Source organism: Maribacter sedimenticola (assembly GCF_900188415.1).
Taxonomy (GTDB): domain Bacteria; phylum Bacteroidota; class Bacteroidia; order Flavobacteriales; family Flavobacteriaceae; genus Maribacter; species Maribacter sedimenticola.
The window spans coordinates 542,080-564,918 of the sequence record NZ_FZNV01000001.1 but is presented as its reverse complement, the minus strand read 5'-3'; the positions used below and the strand labels follow the sequence as shown (position 1 = coordinate 564,918).

At 38.4% G+C, this 22,839-nt stretch carries 21 protein-coding genes; 9 read left to right on the top strand and 12 right to left on the bottom strand.

What is annotated here, in order from left to right:
* Positions 1-72: 72 nt before the first annotated feature.
* From hemW to CHB68_RS02290, 7 genes are read right to left on the bottom strand one after another with little or no spacing between them, the layout of a single operon-like run.
* Positions 73-1,206 carry a radical SAM family heme chaperone HemW gene (gene hemW, locus CHB68_RS02320; protein ID WP_089259162.1) on the bottom strand — a complete coding sequence of 378 codons (1,134 nt, stop codon included), beginning with the start codon at positions 1,204-1,206 and terminating at the stop codon, positions 73-75.
* Between the two features lie 36 nt (positions 1,207-1,242).
* On the bottom strand, positions 1,243-1,602 hold the full coding sequence (locus CHB68_RS02315) for a four helix bundle protein (protein ID WP_089259160.1): 360 nt from the start codon (positions 1,600-1,602) through the stop codon (positions 1,243-1,245).
* Positions 1,603-1,632: 30 nt separating this feature from the next.
* On the bottom strand, positions 1,633-2,190 hold the full coding sequence (ruvC, locus tag CHB68_RS02310; RefSeq protein WP_089259158.1) for a crossover junction endodeoxyribonuclease RuvC: 558 nt from the start codon (positions 2,188-2,190) through the stop codon (positions 1,633-1,635).
* 5 nt (positions 2,191-2,195) lie between these two features.
* Complete coding sequence (locus tag CHB68_RS02305) at positions 2,196-2,672, bottom strand: hypothetical protein (RefSeq protein ID WP_245838759.1); 477 nt, start codon at positions 2,670-2,672, stop codon at positions 2,196-2,198.
* Positions 2,673-2,713: 41 nt separating this feature from the next.
* The gene (locus CHB68_RS02300; protein ID WP_089259154.1) at positions 2,714-3,853 is read right to left on the bottom strand and encodes a tetratricopeptide repeat protein; all 1,140 of its coding nucleotides are present in this window, start codon (positions 3,851-3,853) and stop codon (positions 2,714-2,716) included.
* Positions 3,854-5,662 (bottom strand): M56 family metallopeptidase, encoded by a 1,809-nt coding sequence (locus CHB68_RS02295; RefSeq protein ID WP_089259152.1) that lies wholly within the window; start codon positions 5,660-5,662, stop codon positions 3,854-3,856.
* Between the two features lie 19 nt (positions 5,663-5,681).
* A complete protein-coding gene (locus tag CHB68_RS02290) occupies positions 5,682-6,065 on the bottom strand; it encodes a BlaI/MecI/CopY family transcriptional regulator (RefSeq protein WP_089259150.1) in 384 nt (127 codons plus the stop codon).
* A gap of 147 nt (positions 6,066-6,212) precedes the next feature.
* Between CHB68_RS02290 and CHB68_RS02285 the strand changes: the two genes are divergently transcribed.
* The gene (locus CHB68_RS02285; RefSeq protein WP_089259148.1) at positions 6,213-6,728 is read left to right on the top strand and encodes a DUF456 domain-containing protein; all 516 of its coding nucleotides are present in this window, start codon (positions 6,213-6,215) and stop codon (positions 6,726-6,728) included.
* 2 nt (positions 6,729-6,730) lie between these two features.
* Here CHB68_RS02285 and CHB68_RS02280 read toward each other — a convergent pair whose 3' ends face one another.
* Both CHB68_RS02280 and CHB68_RS02275 read right to left on the bottom strand, forming a co-directional pair.
* Positions 6,731-7,288, bottom strand: a complete 558-nt coding sequence (locus tag CHB68_RS02280) for a nitroreductase family protein (RefSeq protein ID WP_089259146.1) — start codon at positions 7,286-7,288, stop codon at positions 6,731-6,733.
* Positions 7,289-7,377: 89 nt separating this feature from the next.
* Complete coding sequence (locus CHB68_RS02275; RefSeq protein ID WP_089259144.1) at positions 7,378-8,265, bottom strand: LysR family transcriptional regulator; 888 nt, start codon at positions 8,263-8,265, stop codon at positions 7,378-7,380.
* A gap of 84 nt (positions 8,266-8,349) precedes the next feature.
* Between CHB68_RS02275 and hutH the strand changes: the two genes are divergently transcribed.
* The 4 genes from hutH to hutG all read left to right on the top strand — a co-directional run bounded on the left by hutH (position 8,350) and on the right by hutG (position 14,425).
* Positions 8,350-9,924 carry a histidine ammonia-lyase gene (gene hutH / locus CHB68_RS02270; protein ID WP_089259142.1) on the top strand — a complete coding sequence of 525 codons (1,575 nt, stop codon included), beginning with the start codon at positions 8,350-8,352 and terminating at the stop codon, positions 9,922-9,924.
* On the top strand, positions 9,905-11,176 hold the full coding sequence (gene hutI / locus CHB68_RS02265; RefSeq protein ID WP_245838757.1) for an imidazolonepropionase: 1,272 nt from the start codon (positions 9,905-9,907) through the stop codon (positions 11,174-11,176). Before hutH ends, hutI begins: the two co-directional genes overlap by 20 nt.
* An 88-nt stretch (positions 11,177-11,264) precedes the next feature.
* The gene (locus CHB68_RS02260; RefSeq protein WP_089259140.1) at positions 11,265-13,265 is read left to right on the top strand and encodes a urocanate hydratase; all 2,001 of its coding nucleotides are present in this window, start codon (positions 11,265-11,267) and stop codon (positions 13,263-13,265) included.
* A gap of 200 nt (positions 13,266-13,465) precedes the next feature.
* Entirely contained in the window at positions 13,466-14,425 is a 960-nt protein-coding gene (gene hutG / locus CHB68_RS02255; protein ID WP_089259137.1) for a formimidoylglutamase, read from the top strand.
* 179 nt (positions 14,426-14,604) lie between these two features.
* Here hutG and CHB68_RS02250 read toward each other — a convergent pair whose 3' ends face one another.
* On the bottom strand, positions 14,605-14,958 hold the full coding sequence (locus CHB68_RS02250) for a pyruvate kinase (RefSeq protein ID WP_089259135.1): 354 nt from the start codon (positions 14,956-14,958) through the stop codon (positions 14,605-14,607).
* 101 nt (positions 14,959-15,059) lie between these two features.
* The gene (locus tag CHB68_RS02245) at positions 15,060-15,518 is read right to left on the bottom strand and encodes a COG2426 family protein (protein WP_089259133.1); all 459 of its coding nucleotides are present in this window, start codon (positions 15,516-15,518) and stop codon (positions 15,060-15,062) included.
* Between the two features lie 212 nt (positions 15,519-15,730).
* Between CHB68_RS02245 and CHB68_RS02235 the strand changes: the two genes are divergently transcribed.
* Positions 15,731-17,119, top strand: a complete 1,389-nt coding sequence (locus CHB68_RS02235) for a Gfo/Idh/MocA family protein (RefSeq protein WP_089259129.1) — start codon at positions 15,731-15,733, stop codon at positions 17,117-17,119.
* Here CHB68_RS02235 and CHB68_RS02230 read toward each other — a convergent pair.
* Complete coding sequence (locus CHB68_RS02230) at positions 17,116-17,586, bottom strand: Lrp/AsnC family transcriptional regulator (RefSeq protein WP_089259127.1); 471 nt, start codon at positions 17,584-17,586, stop codon at positions 17,116-17,118. The two genes, CHB68_RS02235 and CHB68_RS02230, sit on opposite strands and share 4 nt — an antisense overlap.
* Positions 17,587-18,093: 507 nt before the next feature.
* Between CHB68_RS02230 and CHB68_RS02225 the strand changes: the two genes are divergently transcribed.
* The 3 genes from CHB68_RS02225 to CHB68_RS02215 are packed head-to-tail and all read left to right on the top strand — an operon-like array spanning position 18,094 to position 22,789.
* A complete protein-coding gene (locus CHB68_RS02225; protein ID WP_089259125.1) occupies positions 18,094-21,039 on the top strand; it encodes a TonB-dependent receptor in 2,946 nt (981 codons plus the stop codon).
* A gap of 33 nt (positions 21,040-21,072) precedes the next feature.
* Positions 21,073-21,570: a hypothetical protein gene (locus CHB68_RS02220; RefSeq protein WP_143815161.1), complete on the top strand. Its 498-nt coding sequence runs from the start codon at positions 21,073-21,075 to the stop codon at positions 21,568-21,570.
* 28 nt (positions 21,571-21,598) lie between these two features.
* A complete protein-coding gene (locus CHB68_RS02215; RefSeq protein ID WP_089259121.1) occupies positions 21,599-22,789 on the top strand; it encodes a pyridoxal phosphate-dependent aminotransferase in 1,191 nt (396 codons plus the stop codon).
* Positions 22,790-22,839 lie beyond the last annotated feature (50 nt).

Here is a 22,839-nt window from a genome sequence, read left to right as displayed (position 1 = left end):
TCACCAAATGGTTTATGGGAAGATTTTCTAATCGGTTTTTATCTATATAATGGAATTTAGGGTAAGAACAACCTATTTTAAATTGACCATAAACAGGTGCGATGCAATACCGTCTGCCAAAAACATACCCTTTTTAGTAGTTTTTAAGACTTCTCCGTCAAAAAACAGCAAGTGCTCCGCTATATATTTCTCCGCTTGTAATAACGCATATTCTTTATATTTTTCTCCAAATTCAGTTGCAATTCTATGTAGCGATACCCCCCAAATGGTTCGTAGTCCGGTCATGATATACTCATTGTATTTATCAGTGGTAGAAAGGACTTCTATTTCTATAGGCAAAATACCGGTGTTGATCGCTTTAATATACTTAGGGTTATTATTAATGTTCCACCCCCTGCGTACACCATCAAATGAATGTGCGGACGGACCAATGCCAATATATTTTTTCTGCTGCCAATAGGCCGAATTATTCTTTGAGTAATACCCCGGTTTACCAAAATTGGAAATTTCATAGCAATCATAGCCAGCCTCTACAAGCGTTTCGTTCAAAAGATTAAAATGTTCTTGAGTTTCTTCATCACTTGCGGGTGTTACCAGGCCTTGGTCAACAAATTTGGCAAGTGCAGTTTTAGGTTCTACCGTCAACGCGTAACTAGATATATGCGGAATATCATAATGGAGTGCTTTATCTATATTTTTTTTCCAACGTACGACGTTCATATTGGGCATACCGTAAATTAAATCGATTGAAATATTATCGAAATACTCGGTTGCTAATTTTAGACATTTCTCCGCCTCATTGGCACTATGTGCCCTATTCATCAATTTTAAATCTTCCTCGAAAAACGATTGAATCCCTATACTTAACCGGTTTATTGAACTTGCTGCCAATTGTAAAATTTTTTCTTCGGATAAATCATCGGGATTGGCTTCTAAGGTAATTTCAGGATTATCTATAACATTATAATTCGTACGCACCGCATTCAATATATGCTCTATTTCATCGGTCTGTAGAACGGATGGGGTACCTCCTCCAAAATAAATAGTCTCTACCGTTTCAGCCAAGAACTCATTTTTTCGCATTTCCACTTCCTTAGCTAATGCTTTTACCATTGCCTCCTTTTTTCCCATTGAGGTAGAAAAATGAAAATCACAATAGTGGCACGCTTGCTTACAAAATGGAATGTGAATGTAGATTCCGCTCATATGATCAATTAACAATTAGCAATAAACAGTTAACAATTACTCTGGTTTTTTAATCCTTGTTGATTTAAGTATAGCAAACATTATTTTGGAAAGTTCATCTGCTCTTTCAAGTAATCTGTTCGCGATTGTTAATTCAATATATTCTGAATCTCTTAAAAGATTTAGCCAATATTTGGTTTCTAAACTTTCTTTATAGGCAATTGAAATTTTCGCAGAAAAATCTTTTTTTGAAATTGCTCCATTAGCCTCAGCAATATTTGCACCTATGGATGTTCCAGCTCTTAAAAGTTGTTTAGATAAAACATATTCCTTATTATTCACTAGCTTCTGATTTAGTTTAATAATTTGTAAAGCGAAATCATAAGATTTACTTAAAAGAGGGTTTTCATTATTCATTGCTAATTAATTAGTGTTTATTGCTAATTGTCAATTTCTTTTCACCCTTTTCTCATTCTGCTTTACAAAAGCATCCCAACCGGTATAACTTTTACCGATCTCAACCCGGCCTTCATTATAAAAATGGCATACTGCAGCGGCCAGTCCATCTGTACTATCCAGGTTTTTGGGAAGAGATTTCAGGTTTAACATGCTTTGTAACATTTTAGCGACCTGTTCCTTACTGGCGTTTCCGTTACCGGTTATGGCCATTTTAATCTTTTTAGGAAGATATTCCGTAATAGGTATTTGACGTGAAAGACCTGCAGCCATGGCTACACCTTGTGCACGGCCCAATTTCAGCATAGATTGTACGTTCTTGCCAAAGAAGGGCGCCTCTATAGCAATTTCATCTGGGTGATAGGTGTCTATTAGCTCAATGGTACGTTCAAAAATAAGCTTAAGTTTGGTATAGGGGTCATTGTACTTTTGAAGCAGCAGTTCGTTCATTTGAAGAAACTCCATTTTTTTATTTACAACTTTTATGAGTCCAAAACCCATTATCGTTGTTCCCGGGTCAATTCCCAATATTATTTTTTCGTTAGCCAAAATGCTTAATTTGTATTTAATTGTACCGGAATACGGTATTTGGAATTTACCGGTTTTGCTTGTTTTAAAGCGGGTGCAAGTTTAGGAAGATTCTTTAAGCTTTGCGTAATAATACCATCAAATTCTGGCATTTGATCCAGTACAGATGCATCTTTTTCAATATCAACAACTTTAATTTCACCCAAGGTATCTATTACGAAAATTACATTTACCGTTTCACTTTCCGCGTCGGTCAAGGTAAATTCAAAATCATTTAAGGTTTCCTGAAAATGGGAAATCAATGTTTCCTCAAAGCATATTTTTTGTTCTGCTTTGGAAGCAGATTCGTCACAGGTATAGAAAAAAGGATAGGAATCTACCGTGTTCCAGTCTATTTGTCCCAATTCTTCATTAATAAGCTCTTGGGTTCTCTTTTCTTTGGATTCAAAGAAGGTGCAAGAACTTAAAAAAGTAATTATCAAGAAGGGCAAATATCGTTTCATCACTCCTATTCTAAAGGGGAAATTACGATTTTTTAGGGAGTTTAATCTTTGGAAAAATGGATTTGTTCCTTTAGTTCCTTGATAAGTTTTTTTACAGTTTCATAATAAAAGGGGTGTTCGTTTGGAAACTCCTTTAAGAATTTTTCATAGTAGGCCAATTTCTTTTCAGGTTCTGTTCCAGAATTATCGTATGTAGTACATACGTTATAGAAAATACGGGCATCTTGAGAATTTTCTTTATAAGCCATTTCATAATAGAAAAAGGCTTCATTAATATCATCTTGTTGTCTTGCAATTTCAGCTAATGCACTATATCCTTGTGCAAAAATTGGTTTTTGAACATCCATTGCCCTATTAATGAACAACTTTGCACTGTCTAGTTTTTTCTCCTTTTCATAGACCTTTGCCAATCCAAAATAGGTTTGGGAATTTTTATCATCGCGACCTAATAAAATTTTATAGGTGTCTTTGGCCTTTGTAAATTCCCAATTATGATAATAACTATCGGCCAACTTTTCATACACGTAATCCTTGGTTTCCCCCAGCTCCAAAACGTTCTCAAACCAAGGTATAGCGTTTTTATACTGATAGTCATTATATAATACCAAAGCTTTAAGATTAATCAAAGACACATCGTTTGCATAAAGATCCAAACCCCTTTCAATGTAATCAAGCGCTTTGTCCCGCTCTTGCTTGACGGTATAATATTTGGCAAGTTGAAATAGACTTCTTAAATGAGTTTCATCTATAGCAATTGCTTTTTTATAATGCTTAATACTCGCAGCTACATTATCATCCTTTCTTTTAGCTTCACCTAGGTAATATTGATATTCTGGATTTACCGCATTAAGGCCAACAAGTTGCATAAAGACCTTTGTAGCTTTGGTATGCTCATTTGTTTTTAGAAGAAGCTTACCAAGTTCAAACAGGGCCAACTGGTTGGTTGAATTTGCTGAAGTAAGACTTTCATATTGAATAATAGCTTTTTCATAATTACCAATTGCATTGTAGCTTCTTGCAATTTGAAGCCCCGCAACACCGCCTTCTAATTTGGCATATTCGTTAATGGCTTTGGTGTAATCACCTAACATATACAGACTATCTGCAGTGGCATTTATCGGCGTTTGGGCACCGGCAACTACCATATGTATACCAACAATTAGCAATGCTACGACTTTCACCTACTTTAATTTAAAAGTAACAGGAATAGAAAAAGGAACATTTACCGCATTTCCTTGATGCTTACCGGGGGTCATATTAGGTAATCGTTTTATAATACGCTCTACCTCATCTTCCAATAATTTATCGGGACCCCTTAAACGAATATTTTCTATTGCCCCCTCTTTAGTAATCATGAACATAACACTTACCCTGCCCTGTAAACCTGCCTCTTGAGCTTCAATTGGATACCTGAAATTTTTACTGATATGAAGTTGAATTTTATCATTAAAACAGCTTCGCTTATCCGAAGCATTTTCACATCCTGGAAAAATTGGGACTTGGTCAGCAATTGCAAACGGAACTTCCTTGTTCTCAACAAGTTCAACATCCTCTACTAAAACATTAAAGTCAACCACATAAGTCTTTTTGAAAATTTGAAATATATAGGTATTATCTTGTAAAAATATACTGAGGTTTTTTTGCGAAGCCTCTTCCAGACTTTCTAACATGCCATTGATTTTCATTAATTCCACAGAAGTCAATTTAGAAACATTACGGACTGTAATAAATTCACCGGGACCTAGATTTTTATCTTCTTTTGAAATAAGTCGTATATTCTTTTTAAACGCCGATACCGAAGCTTTTAAATTAGGATCTAACAATTTAAAAGCTTTTATTTTAGCAACATAAACAAGATACTTTTCGGTTGTAGGATTTCCTAAACCCATATCAACAGCTGTAGAGGAATTTTCTTGAGTTTGTAAATTTGACTCTGTAAGCATTTTATTAATAAAAAGGTTTACTTTAAAAAATTCCTCTTTGGTTAATATTTCATCTTCTTCATAATATTTTTGCATTAATCCGGAAGAAAAAACATTAGAACTCTCTATAGATAGGTTTGTTAATTCTGAAGATACTTTATCGATTAATTCTTGATCATTTAATGTGATATCATTCTTTTCAGACAACGTAGCATCTAATTCACAAGATGTATAAAATAACATCCCCATGACCATAGGTACCAATAATAAATACTTCAACTGCCAGACTTTTTTTGATTTTGATTTTTGTAACATGACTATTCGTTTTTTGATTAATGATTTTGTAAAAAATTGATTGATGAATGATATATGTTCCGTTTCAAATACCTGAGCCAGCAACTGTTGGTAATGAGCGGGCTGTTGCTCTTTACTAACTTGGGCATCGGCAATAAATTCGTGAAGCTCTGCCGTTCTGTTTTGGTATACGTAAACCAAAGGATTAAACCATGCAATGATTCGCATGATTTCAAAAAATAAAAGATCCCACGTATGGCCTTGTCTTATATGGACCAATTCATGTGCAATAATGGTATCATGTTTTTTGGCCACTACCTTATCGCCCAAAAAAATGGATTTGAAAAATGAAAAAGCCATGGTACTATTACTAATGATAATTTGAGTGAACTCCGGATATTTTATCTTTTTACCATGTTTTTTCAAGAGATGCAGTTGCCCTAATTTCAGCAGAAACAACACAAAAGCTACCAACATTCCTCCATATAAAAGGCCCTCTTGCCAGGTAATATTAAAAAATGGCTCGTCTATAGCGGTAGCCGTTATTTCCGGTTTTTGAAAGTTCCACCATAGTTCTGGATACATAACAAGGTTTTGTGGCATCTGTTGCTTAAATGCCTCTATTTTCACCCACGGTAATACCAAGGAAAGTATAAATGTTGCCAAAAGGTATACCCGGTTCCATTGAAAAAAGGTCTCCCGCTTTAGAAAGAAGTCATAAATCACCAAAAACAGTAATTGAAAAGCAATACATTCTAGAACAAATTGTAACATATGATGGTTGTTTTAGTAATTATTTGGACTTTTCGTTAATGGCATCTTCCGTTTTTTTAATCTCCTTCATAACAGCTTCCAGTTCTGTTAGGCTCATATCATTCTTCTTCATGAAGAAAGACACCATACTCTTAAAGGAACCTTGAAAATAATTATCTACCAATTGGGTAATAGATTGGTTGCTATAGTCCGTTTTCTTGACCAAGGGAAAATAGATATGCCCCCTACCTGCTTGTTCATGGTCTACAAAACCCTTGCTTTCCAAAATACGCACAATGGTAGAAATTGTATTATAAGCGGGCTTGGGTTCCGGTAATTTTTCTATAATGGAAGCTACGTTACCTTTTCCCAATTGCCATAAGATTTGCATCACCTCTTCTTCTGCTTTTGTCAACTGTTTCATTCAACTAAAGTTTTAGTTTGTTTTTCAAATATAACTAAAGTTTTAGTTTAAACTAATGTTTTAGTTAAAAAAATTGAATATAGTAGAAACTCCATGTAACAATTGAGACTTATCTTAGTCTTATGGATAACAATGAATAGAATTTAAATGGATATAGTTTTATTAGTTCTGGGGTTTATCTTTATGCTTATAGGTATCCTTGGCAGTTTTTTACCCGTTTTACCGGGCCCACCAATTAGTTGGATTGGTTTGTTACTGCTTTATATGACCAAAGCAATTTCCATGAACTGGACATTTTTAGGTATAACCTTGGTCATTGCATTACTTGTTTTTGCGCTGGATTATATCATCCCTGCCATGGGTACCAAAAAATTTGGAGGTACTAAAGCGGGGGTAATCGGCACCACTATAGGCCTGGTGGTAGCCCTTATATTTCCAATACTGGGACCCTTTGGTATTATTATATGGCCATTTATTGGGGCACTAGTAGGCGAATTACTGAACAAGGCGGATAAAAAAACCGCTACGAAAGCGGCCTTTGGTTCATTTTTAGGTTTTTTGACCGGTACCTTTATAAAGTTTCTGGTTGCCATAGTCTACTTGGGCCTATTTATATCACGGGCTTGGGAGCATAAAGAGGCCTTGTTTCCGTATTTCAATTAATATCAATGATCGATCCATTTGGTTTTTAAGGTAATGGAATTACGTTTTCCTTCTGGTAATTCTCCATCAAAATTGCCCATATAGAAAAAGCCTAAACATTTTTCGCCTTCGTTCAAGGTAAAAAACTCATCCATGTATTTTATGAGTCCCGGTGAAGACCAATAAGAGCCAATACCCATTTCTGTACATAGTAACCACATATTCTGTACGGCCATGGCTACTGCAGCAACCTCCTCCCATTCTGGCAAGGACTCTTTTAGGTCCCTTTGCATACAAATGGCGATTATGGCACTGGCACTTTGTGGATTTTCCTGCAACTTTTTTATTTTCATTGCTTTTGGCTTGGGGTCCAATTCTTGGTATTTCTTTGACATAAATGTCCCCAAACGTGCTTTTGCCTCTCCCTGAATGACCTTAAATCGCCATGGTTCCGTGCACTTATGGTTAGGGGCCCAATTGGCGGACTCCAGCACCTTTTCAATATCTGCCTTTGCAATTGGTGTATTATTATATTGTACTGGAAAAATAGAACGTCTTTTTTTTATTAGATCAAATATCATTGTTATAATTTATAGGTAAAATTAAGGCATAGGCAATAAACCAACTGTTAGACAAATATTAAAATGAGCAGCCTTGACGCTCACAACGCCTATTTACCGATCAATAATTCCATACAGTTTTTTAAAACAGGATTTGTATGTTCCTTTTTCCAGATAACGGACAACTCTGCACGTTGGGGTATATTCTTTAACTCAATGAACTTTACCCGCATTTGAAAACCGTTTTGTAGCGCAGTAGGTACAATGGCAATTCCCATATGATTTTCCACCAACTTAAAAATGGTATGCGCATGAACGGATTTATGCGAAACTTTAGGTATAAAACCTGCATCTTGACAAATACTCATGATGGTGTCATAATATAAAGGGCTATACGCTTGACTAAAAAGTATAAACTCATCATTGCTAAATTGGTGCATACCTTCAAATTCCCTTGTAATCATTGGATAACGTTCAGGCAATACTAAAGAAAAAGTATCCTTGAACACCGTTTCCATCCTCAAGGTATTCGGTACACGAGATAGGCGCACAAAACCCATATCAAGCCGATCGTTGAGCACGGCATCTACTTGTGCCGTATTGGTCAGCTCTTCCAATGATGATTTTACATTTGGATAGACCTCTTTGATCTTTAGTAATAGTTTGGGTATGACCTCTTGCATGGCAGAACCTAAAAAACCTATTCGCAGCTCGCCACTATTGCCATCGCCAACTAATTTTAATTGACGTTCAACTTTTTCCAAGTGATTAAATATATAGGTAACCTCCTTCTTTAAGTAATGCCCGGCAGGGGTCAAGGAAACTTTTTTCTTGTTACGCTCAAAGAGTTGGGTCTCTAATATTTCCTCCATTTGCTTGATCTGCCTACTTAATCCCGGCTGGGAAATAAACAATTTTTCCGCCGCTTTTCTAAAATGTAACTCTTGTGCTACCGCCAGAAAATATGTGAGATGACGTAGCTCTATTTGATTACCCATAGTAATGAATTGATGATAAAATTGATATTACCGATTATTAAAAATAGGTATTAATTTTAAATTAAATCTTGAGACGTCAAAACTATGAGCGAACAGATATTTAAATTGGGAGAAGATTGGTTGACCGTAGGAAAGGCTTTATCCATTGCCAAAGGAAACACCTCATTGATCATTACGGATGAAGCTGTCAAAAAAATCAGCAAAAGCTGGAACATCGTTCAGCAAATTGTAGACAAAGGACATCCAGTCTATGGCATCAATACCGGTTTTGGACCATTGTGTACCACTAAAATATCCAAATCTGAAACCAGTGTATTACAATCCAACATTCTTCAAAGCCATAGTGTTGGGGTAGGCAAGCCTATTGATAAAGACATCGCAAAACTTATGCTCATCTTAAAAGCACAGTCGTTGGCCAAAGGATATTCCGGTATAGCATTGAACACCTTGGAGCGAATTATTTGGCATATAGAAAACAATGCCATACCGGTTGTACCGTCCCAAGGTTCTGTTGGGGCATCGGGAGATTTAGCGCCTTTGTCCCATTTGTTTCTACCTTTAATTGGGTTAGGTAAAGTTTCCTATAACAATGAAATCATTACCTCTGAAATCTTGTTCAAAAAAACCGGGTTAAAACCTATTGCCCTAGGTCCAAAAGAAGGATTGGCGTTAATTAACGGTACCCAATTTATAGCGGCGCACGCCGTTAAGGTTGTGGCAAAATTTCATGCCTTGCTCGCGCAGGCCGATATAATTGGAGCCATGATGATAGAAGGCCTCCAAGGTTCGGTTAAACCCTTTTACAACGAGCTTCATGCCCTTCGTCCGTTTAAAGGAAATATCCATGTTGCCAAAAGGGTAAAAAAATTATTGAAAGGTTCTGAAATCATGGAAGATCATATTGATTGTGAAAAAGTACAGGACCCCTACTCCATTAGGTGTATTCCCCAAGTACATGGTGCATCACGTAACACATGGCTGCACTTAAAGGAACTGGTAGAAGTTGAATTGAATTCCGTTACGGACAACCCGGTCATTATAAATAAGGAACTGACCATAAGCGGAGGTAATTTTCACGGCCAGCCCTTGGCAATGGCCTTGGACTATGCCTGCCTAGCTGTATCTGAAATTGGCAATATTTCAGATAGGCGCATTTATTTAGCTTTGGAAGGTAACAGCCCTGGAGTACCTAAATTACTAATGAAAGATACGGGTATAAATTCCGGTTACATGATTTTGCAGTATACCACAGCAGCACTAGCAAGTGAGAATAAAGGATTGTGCTTTCCATCCAGTGCAGACAGCATACCTACATCATTGGGCCAAGAAGATCATGTGAGCATGGGTTCCATTGGTGGTAGAAAGGCATTACAGGTACTTGGTAATGTAGAGAAAATTCTCGCCATTGAATTACTCACCGCGGCACAAGCCTTTGAATTTAGAAAACCTTTAAAATCTGGAATATTTCTTGACGAAGTGCACAATGCTGTACGTGATCAAGTCCCATTTGCCTGTAAGGACCGTGTTTTTGCCAATGACATTGAAAAAGGCATTCAAATGATCCGTAACAAAACCATATTAAAAGTAGTGGAACGTGTTCAAAAAGAACATGGCATTTCATTAACGACCAAATATTCAAATGAATTCGAAGTATATTGATGCTATGGAAAAAATAACACTGATAGGTCCCTTTAAACAAATTATACCAATGACGGGACTACCGTTGAAAGGTGCATTAAACGATAGTCAATTGTCCATCATTGCAGATGGTGGCATTGTTTTAAAAAACGAACATATTATAGCGATCGGAACTTTTGAATCGCTTAAGGCAATATATACCCATGCCCATATTCACCATTTAAAAGGTAACCATGTATGTGTACCAGGTTTTATAGATTGCCATACCCACATTTGTTTTGGGGGTTCGCGCGCCAATGACTATGCTATGCGCAATGCAGGCAGTTCATATCTAGAGATTGCAAAATCTGGCGGGGGTATTTGGGACACTGTAACCCAAACAAGAAAATCCACCCAAGAACAATTGGTAAAGAGTACCATAAAATTGGCCAACCGTCATTTAAAAAATGGTACGACTACCATTGAAGTTAAAAGTGGTTATGGTCTAACGGTCAATGAGGAATTAAAAATGTTAAGGGCTATTAAAATCGCTAATATTGAAGCATTGGCAGATTTGGTACCTACATGCTTAGCAGCACATATGTTACCCAAGGATTTTAAGGGTACGGAAGTAGAATATCTTAATGAGATGAGCAAGAAACTTTTTCCAATACTTCTAAAAGAACAACTCGCCAATCGTATTGATGCCTTTATTGAGCAAAGTGCCTTTAGCCCAGTACAGGTACAACCCTATTTTGAAACTGCAAAGCAGATGGGTTTTCATATTACCGTACATGCGGACCAGTTTACCACAAGCGGAAGCAAGGTCGCCATAGATTTCCATGCAATAAGTGCAGACCACTTAGAAGCAAGTACAGATAAAGAAGTACACCTTCTTGCTAACAGTACTACTATAGCTACCGCATTACCAGGAGCTTCAATAGGTTTAGGGTGCGCTTTTGCCCCTGCACGAAAAATTCTTGATGCCGGTGGTGCTTTGGCCATTGCAAGCGACCATAATCCTGGTTCTGCTCCCATGGGCGATTTACTTACCCAGGCCAGTATTTTAGGAACTTTTGAAAAACTGACCAATACAGAAGTTCTTGCCGGTATTACTTTTAGAGCCGCAGCAGCTTTAAACCTTACCGATAGAGGTATATTAAAAGAAGGTGGTTTGGCAGATTTAGCTGTATTCCATACAAGTAATTATCAAGATATTTTATATAACCAAGGCAATTTAAAACCCTGCATGGTTTGGAAAAACGGTTCGCTGGTTTATGACAAACATAATTAGCCTACAGCTATTATAAACTAGTACATATTAGCAATTTTATCATTTAATACTGCACGTTTTATTACATACGTGGAACAAAATATAAGGAATGGATTTTAGAGAACACATACAAATGGGCATACCTAATGATCTCCCTGCAAAAAAGGAGCGTTCATTGCATCTCAGCCATCCGCCCAAACGCAAGGATATTTTAACGGTTGAAGAAAAACGATTGGCGATCAGAAATGCACTCCGTTATTTTCCGTCCAAATGGCATCCTACTTTGGCGCCGGAATTTGCCAAAGAACTTAAAACATATGGCCGTATTTATATGTACCGTTTTCAACCTGACTATAAGATGTATGCGCGTTCTATAGAAGAATATCCCGCTAAAACAGCACAAGCAGCGGCCATAATGCTGATGATACAGAATAATCTGGACCCCGCCGTGGCACAACATCCCCAAGAACTGATTACCTACGGGGGCAATGGAGCCGTTTTTCAAAATTGGGCGCAATACCTACTGACCATGCAATACCTGTCAGAAATGACCAATGAACAAACCTTGCACATGTATTCCGGTCACCCAATGGGCCTATTTCCTTCATCCAAGGATGCACCAAGGGTAGTAGTTACAAATGGTATGATGGTTCCCAATTATTCCCAACCAGATGATTGGGAAAAGTTCAATGCATTGGGCGTAACACAATACGGACAAATGACAGCGGGTTCCTTTATGTATATTGGTCCGCAGGGAATTGTCCATGGCACGGCAATTACGGTCATGAATGCATTTAGAAAAGTATTAAAGGCCGATGAATCTCCAAAAGGAAAAATATTTCTTACCGCTGGATTAGGGGGTATGAGCGGTGCACAACCAAAAGCGGGCAACATAGCCGGATGCATTACCATTTGCGCAGAAGTGAATCCGGCAGCAGCCACTAAAAGATACGAGCAAGGTTGGGTAGATGAGCTAATTGATGATTTGGACATTCTTGTAAACCGCACTCATAAGGCGGTCCAGCAAAAGGAAGTGGTATCCTTGGCATATATTGGGAATGTAGTAGAGGTATGGGAACGCTTTTACTCGGAAAACATGTACGTTCATCTAGGATCTGATCAAACATCGCTACACAATCCTTGGGCAGGCGGGTATTACCCCGTTGGACTAACGTTTGCGGAAGCAAACGACATGATGGGCACAAACCCCCAAGTTTTCAAGGAAAAAGTACGGCAATCCTTGCGCAGACATGCGGACGCTATAAACCTTCATGCAGCAAAGGGCACATATTTCTTTGATTATGGCAATGCATTTCTATTGGAAGCATCACGCGCAGGTGCCAATGTAATGGCAGAAAACAAGATTGATTTCAAATATCCATCATACGTTCAGGATATTCTTGGCCCTATGTGCTTTGATTATGGTTTTGGTCCGTTCCGGTGGGTCTGTGCCTCTGGAAATTTGCACGATCTTCAAAAGACCGATGCCATTGCTTTAAATGTTATGCAAGAAATTAAGGAAACGGCTCCAAAGGAAATCCAACAACAACTACAGGACAATATTAAATGGATACAGGAAGCAGAACAAAATCAACTAGTAGTTGGTTCCCAAGCACGTATACTTTATGCTGATGCCGAAGGAAGGGCCAAAATTGCATTGGCATTTAATACTGCCATTGCAAATGGGGAGTTGTCCGCACCCGTAATTTTAGGAAGGGATCATCATGATGTAAGCGGTACTGATTCGCCATATAGGGAAACCAGTAATATTTATGATGGTAGTAGGTTTACCGCGGACATGTCTATCCACAACGTAATAGGAGATAGTTTTAGAGGTGCTACATGGGTCTCTATTCACAATGGAGGTGGCGTTGGCTGGGGAGAAGTTATGAACGGTGGTTTTGGATTGGTACTAGACGGCTCGGCCGATGCGGAACGTAAACTAAACAATATGTTGTTCTTTGATGTCAACAATGGAATATCAAGGCGCAGTTGGGCCAGAAACGATGAGGCTATTTTTGCCATACAACGAGAAATGGCACGAACCCCTACGCTTAAAATAACTTTGCCTAACTTGGTACATAAGGAACTCTTAGAAAATTTATTTTAAATTTTAGGTTTTTTAATGCTCTAAAAAACAAATAATTACAAATACATAAATCACAAACAATGATAAAAATGTAAGATTTTTACTACATTTACGTTATAGTAGTATATGATTAAAATCTTCTCGTTCCCCCCTGTGCCAAAAACTTTGGCACAGTCGAGATTTTATAGTTCGTAAAACTGATTTAAATTATTCAGGAAAATATGTCAAACTATAAACTTCCAAAAAAAGAAAACTGGATAGGCAGGTCGTCTGGCCATCAATTATACTTGAATGAAAAAGTGGAACTCTCCAACATTACATCCAAATTTCCATTCAACTCTCATAAGACCTTTGCGTTATTAGGCTATAGTAGTGATGAAGGCGTACGCAGAAACCAAGGTAGGGTTGGTGCCAAATTTGGTCCGGATTCTATTAGAAAACAATTGGGTAAAATGCCCAATCATCTAACTCAAGAAACCAAATTGTTGGATTTTGGCAACCTAGAATGTAATGGTCAGGAATTGGAGAACTTACAAAAACAGTTATCCAATACCGTAAAGATGTTCTTGGACAACAATACCATTCCGATTATATTAGGGGGTAGTCATGATCTTGCCTATGGCCACTATCATGGCTTGTTGCAGCATCTTCCAAAAAACAAGACCATTGGCATTATCAATTTTGATGCACATTTTGATTTAAGACCCAATACGGATGGTAACAATTCAGGCACTCCATTTTACCAACTGGCCATGGAGCATAGGGTACAGGGTACACCATTTAAATATCTGGCCCTAGGGGTAAGAAAAGATGCCAATACAAAAGATCTTTATGATTTTGCCGAAGCAAACCAGGCCTTTTACCTTCAGCGCAAATACTTTTGTATGACACATGCAGAACATGTGGAACTCCGTTTGATACAATTTATAGAAGATGTGGACTACCTGTATACTACCATTGATCTGGATGGTTTTTCGTCTGCTTATGCCCCTGGGGTAAGTGCAGCATCTCCCATGGGGTTTTCACCTGACATTGTCCTTAAAAGTTTAAAATTAATTATAGAGTCGGAAAAATTAATGGCCCTGGATGTGGTAGAGCTTAACCCTAAATATGATATAGATGATCAAACCGCTAAATTGGCCGCATCATTGATTCATTATGCTATTCATAAACTGGCCTAAACAAAAAAAGCCTCCCATTATGGAAAGCCTTTCATTGGGTATTACCGGTCAAAACCGATAAACACAATTGCCTCAATTGTTGTCTGAGGCACAACACAACGCTGTAAAGATAATAAAGGTTTTTCAATAATTGTACGCCCATTTAAATTCTTACCTCTTCATTTTATAAAAGGTAAACCCTACTTACTTTTTTCAGCATGGAACATCTCATAGATTTTTCGTTTTTCCTCTAACGTAAACTGTTTGGCAGCAAACCAATCAAAAATTTTAATTTTCTCATTTTCAATTTGTGCATTTCTAATGGCCTTTAAGGAAACAATATGCCAGTGCGTACCTTTTTTACGCGACACGGAGTAGCCCACATCTTCCATAATATAGGACTGTTTAGGTCTATTGATTAGGCGAACACCATTTTTTAAAACGGCCAGAGTCTCGGTTAGACTAACTACTTCTGAAAAGGAATATCTGGCAAAATCGTCAAAACCATTTTGCTCTACATTATAAAGTTTATCACCAATTTTCAGGATATCCATAGCATTTAAAAAGGGGCAAAAATAAAAGGGGAAATTGCCAAATGAAATGAAAACCGTCTTTAGTTATCCACAAATTAGATGGTTAAATCCTTAAAAAAAAATTACGCCATTCCTTTCATGGTCAACAAGGTAGTAACCCAAACAATTACAGAGGATAGAAAAATACCAATGGTATTGGCCAAAAAGGCCTTTTTCCGTTCTATTTTAAACAAGTAGCTTGCAATACTACCGGCATAGACACCGGTGCCGGGTATAGGCAACATTACAAAAAATATTAAACCATAAAAACCATATTTCTTAATTTGGTCACCAGAACCGGTTTTGGCCCTTCTAGCTACAAAAAGTGCGTTCTTTTTATAAAAATGCCATCTCAGTAATGATTTATTAATGGTATTTAGAAAATACATCATGATCGGAAACACCATTACGTTGGCCAAAAAACATACGACCAATACTAAATATATGTTCACTCCATTAAGCAGACCGTAAGGTATACCTACCTTGGCCTCCCCTAATGGTGAAATGCTCCAGAGTGCCGCTATGATTAAATCCTTAAACATTGTTCTATTTTAAGCGACTGCAAAATTACGTTGTTCTACACTAAGAATGTCTTATTTAAATCACAAATAATTAAACTAAGTGGTTCAAATTTTAAAAACATTGCTATACGTAAAAACAGTGCTTTACCGGTAAGGCTATCACCGCTAGCTACTGTTCCTATCCATAAAAACCCTATTTTTAATCAATGGCTTAATGAATATCAATTTCAACTATGACTAAAAAAAATTCTAGAAGATCCTTTATAAAACGTGCCACGATAACTTCAGCTGTATTGGGCACTTCCCCGTATATTTTAACTGCATCCAATGATGAAATAATTGCACTGAAAAGAAGCTATGACAATACGGTATATAGTGCAAACGACCATATAAACATTGCACTGATCGGGTCTGGAATACAAGGAATATACGACACCCAATCTGCACTAAAAGTTGATGGGGTTAAACTTGTTGCCGTATGTGACCTATATACCGGCAGATTGGAGCGAGCAAAGGAACTTTGGGGCGACCACCTTTTTGTTACTAGGGATTACAGGGAGCTTTTGGAATTAAAAGATATTGATGCCGTACTTATAGCAACACCGGACCATTGGCACCAAACCATTGCCGTAGCTGCCCTGAAAGCAGGTAAACATGTATATTGTGAAAAACCAATGGTTCAAAATTTTAATGAAGGCCAGGAAATAATAAAGGCACAAAAGCTATCTGGTAAAATATGCCAGATCGGTAGTCAGGGAATGTCATCATTAGGAAATGAAAAAGCAAAGGAACTTTATGAAGATGGTGCCATTGGGGATATCGTAATGTTGGACATGTACAATGATAGGTATTCTGCGGAAGGCGCATGGCAATACCCCATTCCTACCGATGCAGACCCAAACACTATAGACTTTGATACTTTTTTAGGCAAAGCCCCCAAAGTACCATTTGAACCTACTCGTTTTTTTAGGTGGAGAAATTACAAAGAATACGGTACGGGAGTTGCTGGAGATTTGTTCGTTCATGCATTTTCTACCCTTAATTACGTCATTAGCTCAAATGGACCCAGTAGGGCCTTGGCCACGGGCGGACTCAGATATTGGAAAGATGGCAGAAACGTACCAGATGTATCGATTACTTTATATGATTACCCCAAAACCAACACCCATTCTCCCTTTAATGCAGCATTTCGTATAAATTTTATTGCTGGTAGCGGCGGCGGCGGCGGATTCAAATTAATAGGGACCGAAGGTGAAATGGAAATAGGACAGAATTCCGTTACCGTAAATAGATCTAAACTAAATATGGTTCCCGGTGGGTATTCCATGATATCCTTTACGGAAGAAATGCAAAAAAACATACAAAAAGAATACGCTGCACAGGAAAACGACCGAAAGTCACAATTAACGACCGGAAAAACAACATGGCAAGCCCCTAAAGATTACAAAGGGGCGCACTACGACCATTTTAATAATTTTTTTACCAGTATAAGAACGGGCGGCAAAACAATACAAGACCCAAAATTTGGGCTTAGGGCCGCAGGTGCCGCATTATTGGCAAACGAAAGTTATTATAAAAGACAACCGGTAAACTGGGATCCGGAAAATATGAAGCTAATTTAAGAAGGTAGCTCAATGAACTGTATATGGCGTTCCACCTTTTCCTCTATGGAAATAAAGGATTCTATACCACGTATACCGGCTACACTTAAAATTTCATCTTGGTATACTTGTTTATAGTGGTTACTGTCTCGCGCGTGCATTTTAATAAAAATATCATATTTGCCGGTTACATGATGAATTTTAACGACCTCTTCAATATCGTTCAACTTTTTCATAACACTTTTAAATAGACTTATCTCACTTAAAAAGATTCCTAAAAAAATAGTCATTTTCCATCCCATTTTGGCATAGTCCAAAGTAAGGGTGGCACCGGTAATAAGTCCCATATCACGCATTTTCCTCATGCGCATGTGTACGGTTCCTGGAGAAATAGTTAATTGTTTGGCAACATCGGTATAAGCTGTCTGTGCATTATCCGCCAGTATATTTAAAATATTAAAATCTACCTGATCTAACTTATTTCTCATCTATTTCATTTAAAAAACAATTAAACTATTGTAAGCTTTTATCCTTTTTTAACAAATTTAATTTATAGTAATGGAAATTTATGTGATAATATGATAATAAAATGGTTGATTAATAGCGTTTTATTAATAATGAATTAATCAAATTATCGATCTCATAAAAAGCAGTCTTTTAAGCATTTATCCATATTCTTCTAAAACGACAGGTTAAAATGATTAAATGCTAAAAAATAAACAGATAATCATTAAAAAACTGAATTTTAATCAACCTTACATTCAGTAAATAACTAATAAACAACACCTTATAGAAGCAGTCCATTTTTATTATTCTTCAACAATCTATAATATTGTCTAAGTCAATCTGTCACTTAAACCAGGGCATATTGCAAAAAAAAAGTATCCGGAACTTTTCATTTTACGAATACCATATTCCCCCAAGGCATTCATATACTTATGATGACCGATTGGTGTTTATGGCAACTATTGAGAAACCACTAAACTCGTTCGATTATGAAGAAAATTCTAATACTTTCCTTTTTTATGCTACATGTAATGCATGTAGCACATGGGCAGGAATTATCAATATCTGGTAAAGTATCAGATGCGCAAGGACCCTTGCCCGGGGTAAACGTAATGGTAAAAGGCACAACCACCGGTGTCATTACTGATTTTGATGGGCAATACACCATTACGGCTGCAGCAAATGCAACCTTGCTATATTCCTTTATAGGCTATGCAAAACTTGAAGTGCCCGTTAATGGAAAAACAACAATGAACGTAACACTCAAAGAAGCTGCGGAGCAACTAACGGAAACAATAATACTGGGTACCAGGGGTGCCGCCAGGACCAAACTGAATACACCCGTTCCAGTAGACGTAATAAATATTAAAAAAGATGCCATAAATATGCCGCAACAGGATCTGTCACAAATGCTAGCTGCCTCGGCACCTTCCTTTACCGCATATACCAGTGGGGGAGGCGACCTCTCCTCGTTTGTTAGCCCTCCAAGTTTAAGAGGGTTGGCCCCAAACCAGATGTTGGTGTTGGTAAATGGTAAAAGAAGACATACCTCCGCAATTCTTGCTGCATCGCAAACGGGAACACCTTCTAATGCTGTGGATATGAAATTTATACCTTCTATAGGAATAGATAGAATAGAGATATTGCGCGATGGTGCATCTGCACAATATGGTTCTGATGCCATTGCAGGTGTGGTCAACGTGGTACTCAAAAAAGGGACCGGGGAATTTACGGGCACCCTTACAGGTGGCGCTTACCCTAATGCCACTCCAGACTTTGGGGATTCTGACCTGACCGATGCCGAAAAAGCATTGAACAGATCGTCTGGAGATTGGGACGGTTACAATTTTCAATTTGATGGCAACTATGGCGTTGGATTTGAAAATGGCGGATACTTCAACGCTTCGGTATTATTAAGTCAGTCCGAAAGAACGATCAGGCCTACGGTATTGGAAATTGACAGGGCACCCTTGTACAGTGATCTTTACCTGACCAATGGAACAACCGATGTAAACGGAAATCCTATCATCACCAACCCAGAATTGATCGCTGCACAAGGTAGTGGTGATGCAGGTTTAATAAGTTCCTTGACGACCGTAGAAGGCTTAATGGCCGCCAGGGGCATAGAACAGGTAGATGTATCCACTTACTCCGGGTTACCTGCAAAAACGTTGATGGGTTTTGGATTTAATTTGGAAACCCCATTGACGGATAGTACTGATTTTTATGCTTTTGGTGATTTCGGTTATCAATATTCAGATGCCTACAGTTGTTTTTACAGAAGGGCGGCACAAGCGGACAGGACCAGTTTTGCACTTTTTCCAAACGGATTTAGACCTCAAATCTATACCGATCAATATAATTTGTCATTGGCTACCGGTATTACAGGTGAGTTGGGAGATTATGAATTTGACCTAAGCAACACCTTTGGAACTAACTCCGCCAAATATGGCATGTTCAATACTTGGAACGCAAGTATTGGCGAAAGTTCCCCAACAGAAATGAATTTGGGAACACATAGTTTCCTTCAAAACTCCCTTAACTTGGATTTTACCAATTACTATGAAGATATTCTTTCTGGCTTGAACGTTGCCTTTGGGGGTGAATTGCGAGTTGAAAATTATTCCATTGAGGCCGGGCAGGAAGAAAGCTGGACAGCCGGCAGTGCAGGCGTTATAACCGCAACAGAGGACAATCAGGCATTGATCGGTCCAGATGGTTTTCCGTTGGAGGATTTAAACGGAGCGCCGATCGTAGATGGAACGGGAGCACCGGTGGTTCTTCCCTACGCAGGGGTAAGCCAGGAACTGGTAAAGAATTATGCGTTAAACTGTCAGTGTTTTAGAGGTTTTGCGCCAGAAAACGAAAGTAATAGCTTTAGGTCCGTAATGGCGGCATATGCAGATCTTGAATTGGATGTAACGGATGATTTCCTTATTTCTGGAGCATTACGGTTAGAAAATTATTCTGATTTTGGAAATGTAGTCACTAGCAAAATTGCCGGTAGATATTCCATTGGAGAAAATTTTGCAATAAGGGGATCATATAGTAGTGGTTTTAGGGCGCCATCGTTACAGGAATTAAACTATTCGCACAGTTATACGTTTTTCGTAAACCTGGTACCTTTTGACGGAACATTATATCAAAACAGCAGTTCTGCCGCAAATGCCTTGGGTATTGGACAATTACAGCAAGAACGTTCAAGAAACTTTAGCTTAGGGTTTACTACCAAAATTGGCAAACTTGATTTTACGCTGGACGCCTACAAAATAGATATTTTCGACAGGATATTTGAGACGGGGGAATTTAATTCCGGTACCACACCGGTTTTGGAACCCATTATTGGTAGCGGCTTGGCAAGTTTTAGAATTAATGGAGGTGATATTAGCACAAAAGGTGTTGAAGCCGTAGTTAATTACAATACCAGGATCGGGGATGGCCAATTAGGGGTTATACTTTCCGGAACATTTAGGGAGAATAAATTTGAAAAGATCAACCTTCCTGATTTGAATACGAATTTGACCGATGAGGAATTGGCGGATAACTATGTAAACAGAGGGCTTATTGGACAATTTGAAACCGGCACACCCAGTAGTAAATTAATTGGGACCTTAAATTATTCCATTGGTAAATTCTCCACCATGGTAAGGGGAACCCGTTACGGATCCGTACAGACCAGGGATAGTAGAACCAGAACCCTATTAGATGGCACTACAGGGTATGCAGACCAATTTTTTACTCCAGAATTTACTGTAGACCTAGGGGTGACGTATAAGATTTCGGATAAATTCAGTTTAACCGTTGGTGGTAATAACATCTTTAATGAATATCCTGAAATCATAAGATATGAACTAAGAACTTTCAACTTGTATTCCAACTATCAACAAGGCTCATCTGGCGCCTATTACTTTGGTAGATTAACGTTCACTTTATAATACATGGCTAACCCGTTTAAGAAGAAGACAATTATGAAAACATATATAAGACATATATTAATCCTGGTATGGGCAGTGAGCCTATGCTCTTGCGAACAAGAAAGATTAGACCCTATCCTAACCACTGCAGAAGGCGGAGGTAAACTAACGACCTACACGGCCTATACCATTGATGCAGCAGACCCTGCAGGCTCCAATGTTTACGGTAGAATCGTATTTTGGAAAAATACATTGGACCAAACCCTGGTGCAAGTATCCCTTTACAATACCGTTCCCGGATTATTACACCCTGCACTGATCATGAATGGTGCGGCCGGATCTGGCGCTGCTACAATGCTTGCCTTGGACAATGTGTCCGGTAATACGGGAGAGCTGGATACCAGTAAATTCTATGTGATTACGGATACCACATTTTACGATAACATAACAGCAATGGACAGTCATATCAATATTTATTTAAGTACAACTGACGATACTGTTGTCGCAAGCGGAAACTTAGGCATTAATGCTGACCCCGTAGAATCTAATTAAAGAATATTAAACTTAAATATAGCACACAATGAAAACAAACGTAGACAGACGAGAATGGCTTAAAAAAGGCATTCTAACTGCGGCCGGAGCAATGGCTGCACCCTATTTGACCTATGGGGCCTTCCCCGCTCAACCTATTGCTTTGGATGCAAAAGGTAACCTACCGTACACCCCGTTCTTTAAGGAGTATTTGCCTTATGCCCCTACACAACCCGTTGAATTGGCGGCAAAATTAAATGCGAATGAAAATCCTTACGGACCTTCCCCAATGGCTGTCAAAGCCATGCAGGAATATGCCCCAAAAGGTAACAGGTATGCATGGAAGGAACTATACCAATTAATGGATAAGATCGCTGCGGAAGAAGGCGTTAAGCAAGAAAATATTATGATGGGCCCTGGATCATCTGATCTTTTGGAAAAGACTGCCATGGTTTTCTTTCAGAATGGCGGCAATATTGTTTCCGCAGACCCGGCATATATGTCGCTCATAAAGGTTGCTCAAGCCACAGGCGCCACATGGAAACCCATTCCATTAAAAAAGGATTGGTCCCATGACTTAGCGGCCATGGAGGCGGCGGTAGATGATGAAACCAAATTGGTTTACATATGTAACCCCAACAACCCTACCGGCAGTATGACAGACCATGCGGAACTGGTTGACTTTTGCTCAAGAGTATCGGAGAAAACACCCATTTTCGTAGATGAGGCCTATTTGGGCTTTTTGGACGATAGTGCCAAAAAAAGTATGGTATCACTTATAAATGAAGGCAAAAACGTAATTATAGCGCGCACCTTTTCCAAAATTCAGGGAATGGCAGGACTAAGGGTTGGCTACGTGGTTGCCCAACCCGAAACATTAGGAATCATCCAAAAGATAACACGTGGTGGAATGGGAATATCCTTACCATCTGTCTACGCCGCTATGGCAAGTATGGATGATGTTGCCTTTAAGGACAAATCACGAAAATTAAACAAGGAATGCAGAGCATATGTATATGAAAATCTTGACCGTCTTGGGTTTGAATATGTTCCCTCCTCTACAAGCTTTATCATTTTTCCCATTGAAATGGACGGAAAGGCGTTCTTGGAAAAAATGACTGCAGAAGGTGTTGGCGTAAGAGCTTTTGAAATCTATGGTAAAAACTGGTGCAGGGTAAGCATGGGTACTATGGATGAAATGAAGTTGTTCACCGCTGCCCTTGAAAAGGTGCTAGTTTAAGTTTGAATTAGTCCAGGAGTTGGGTGAACGGATATTGCCTTGATACAACA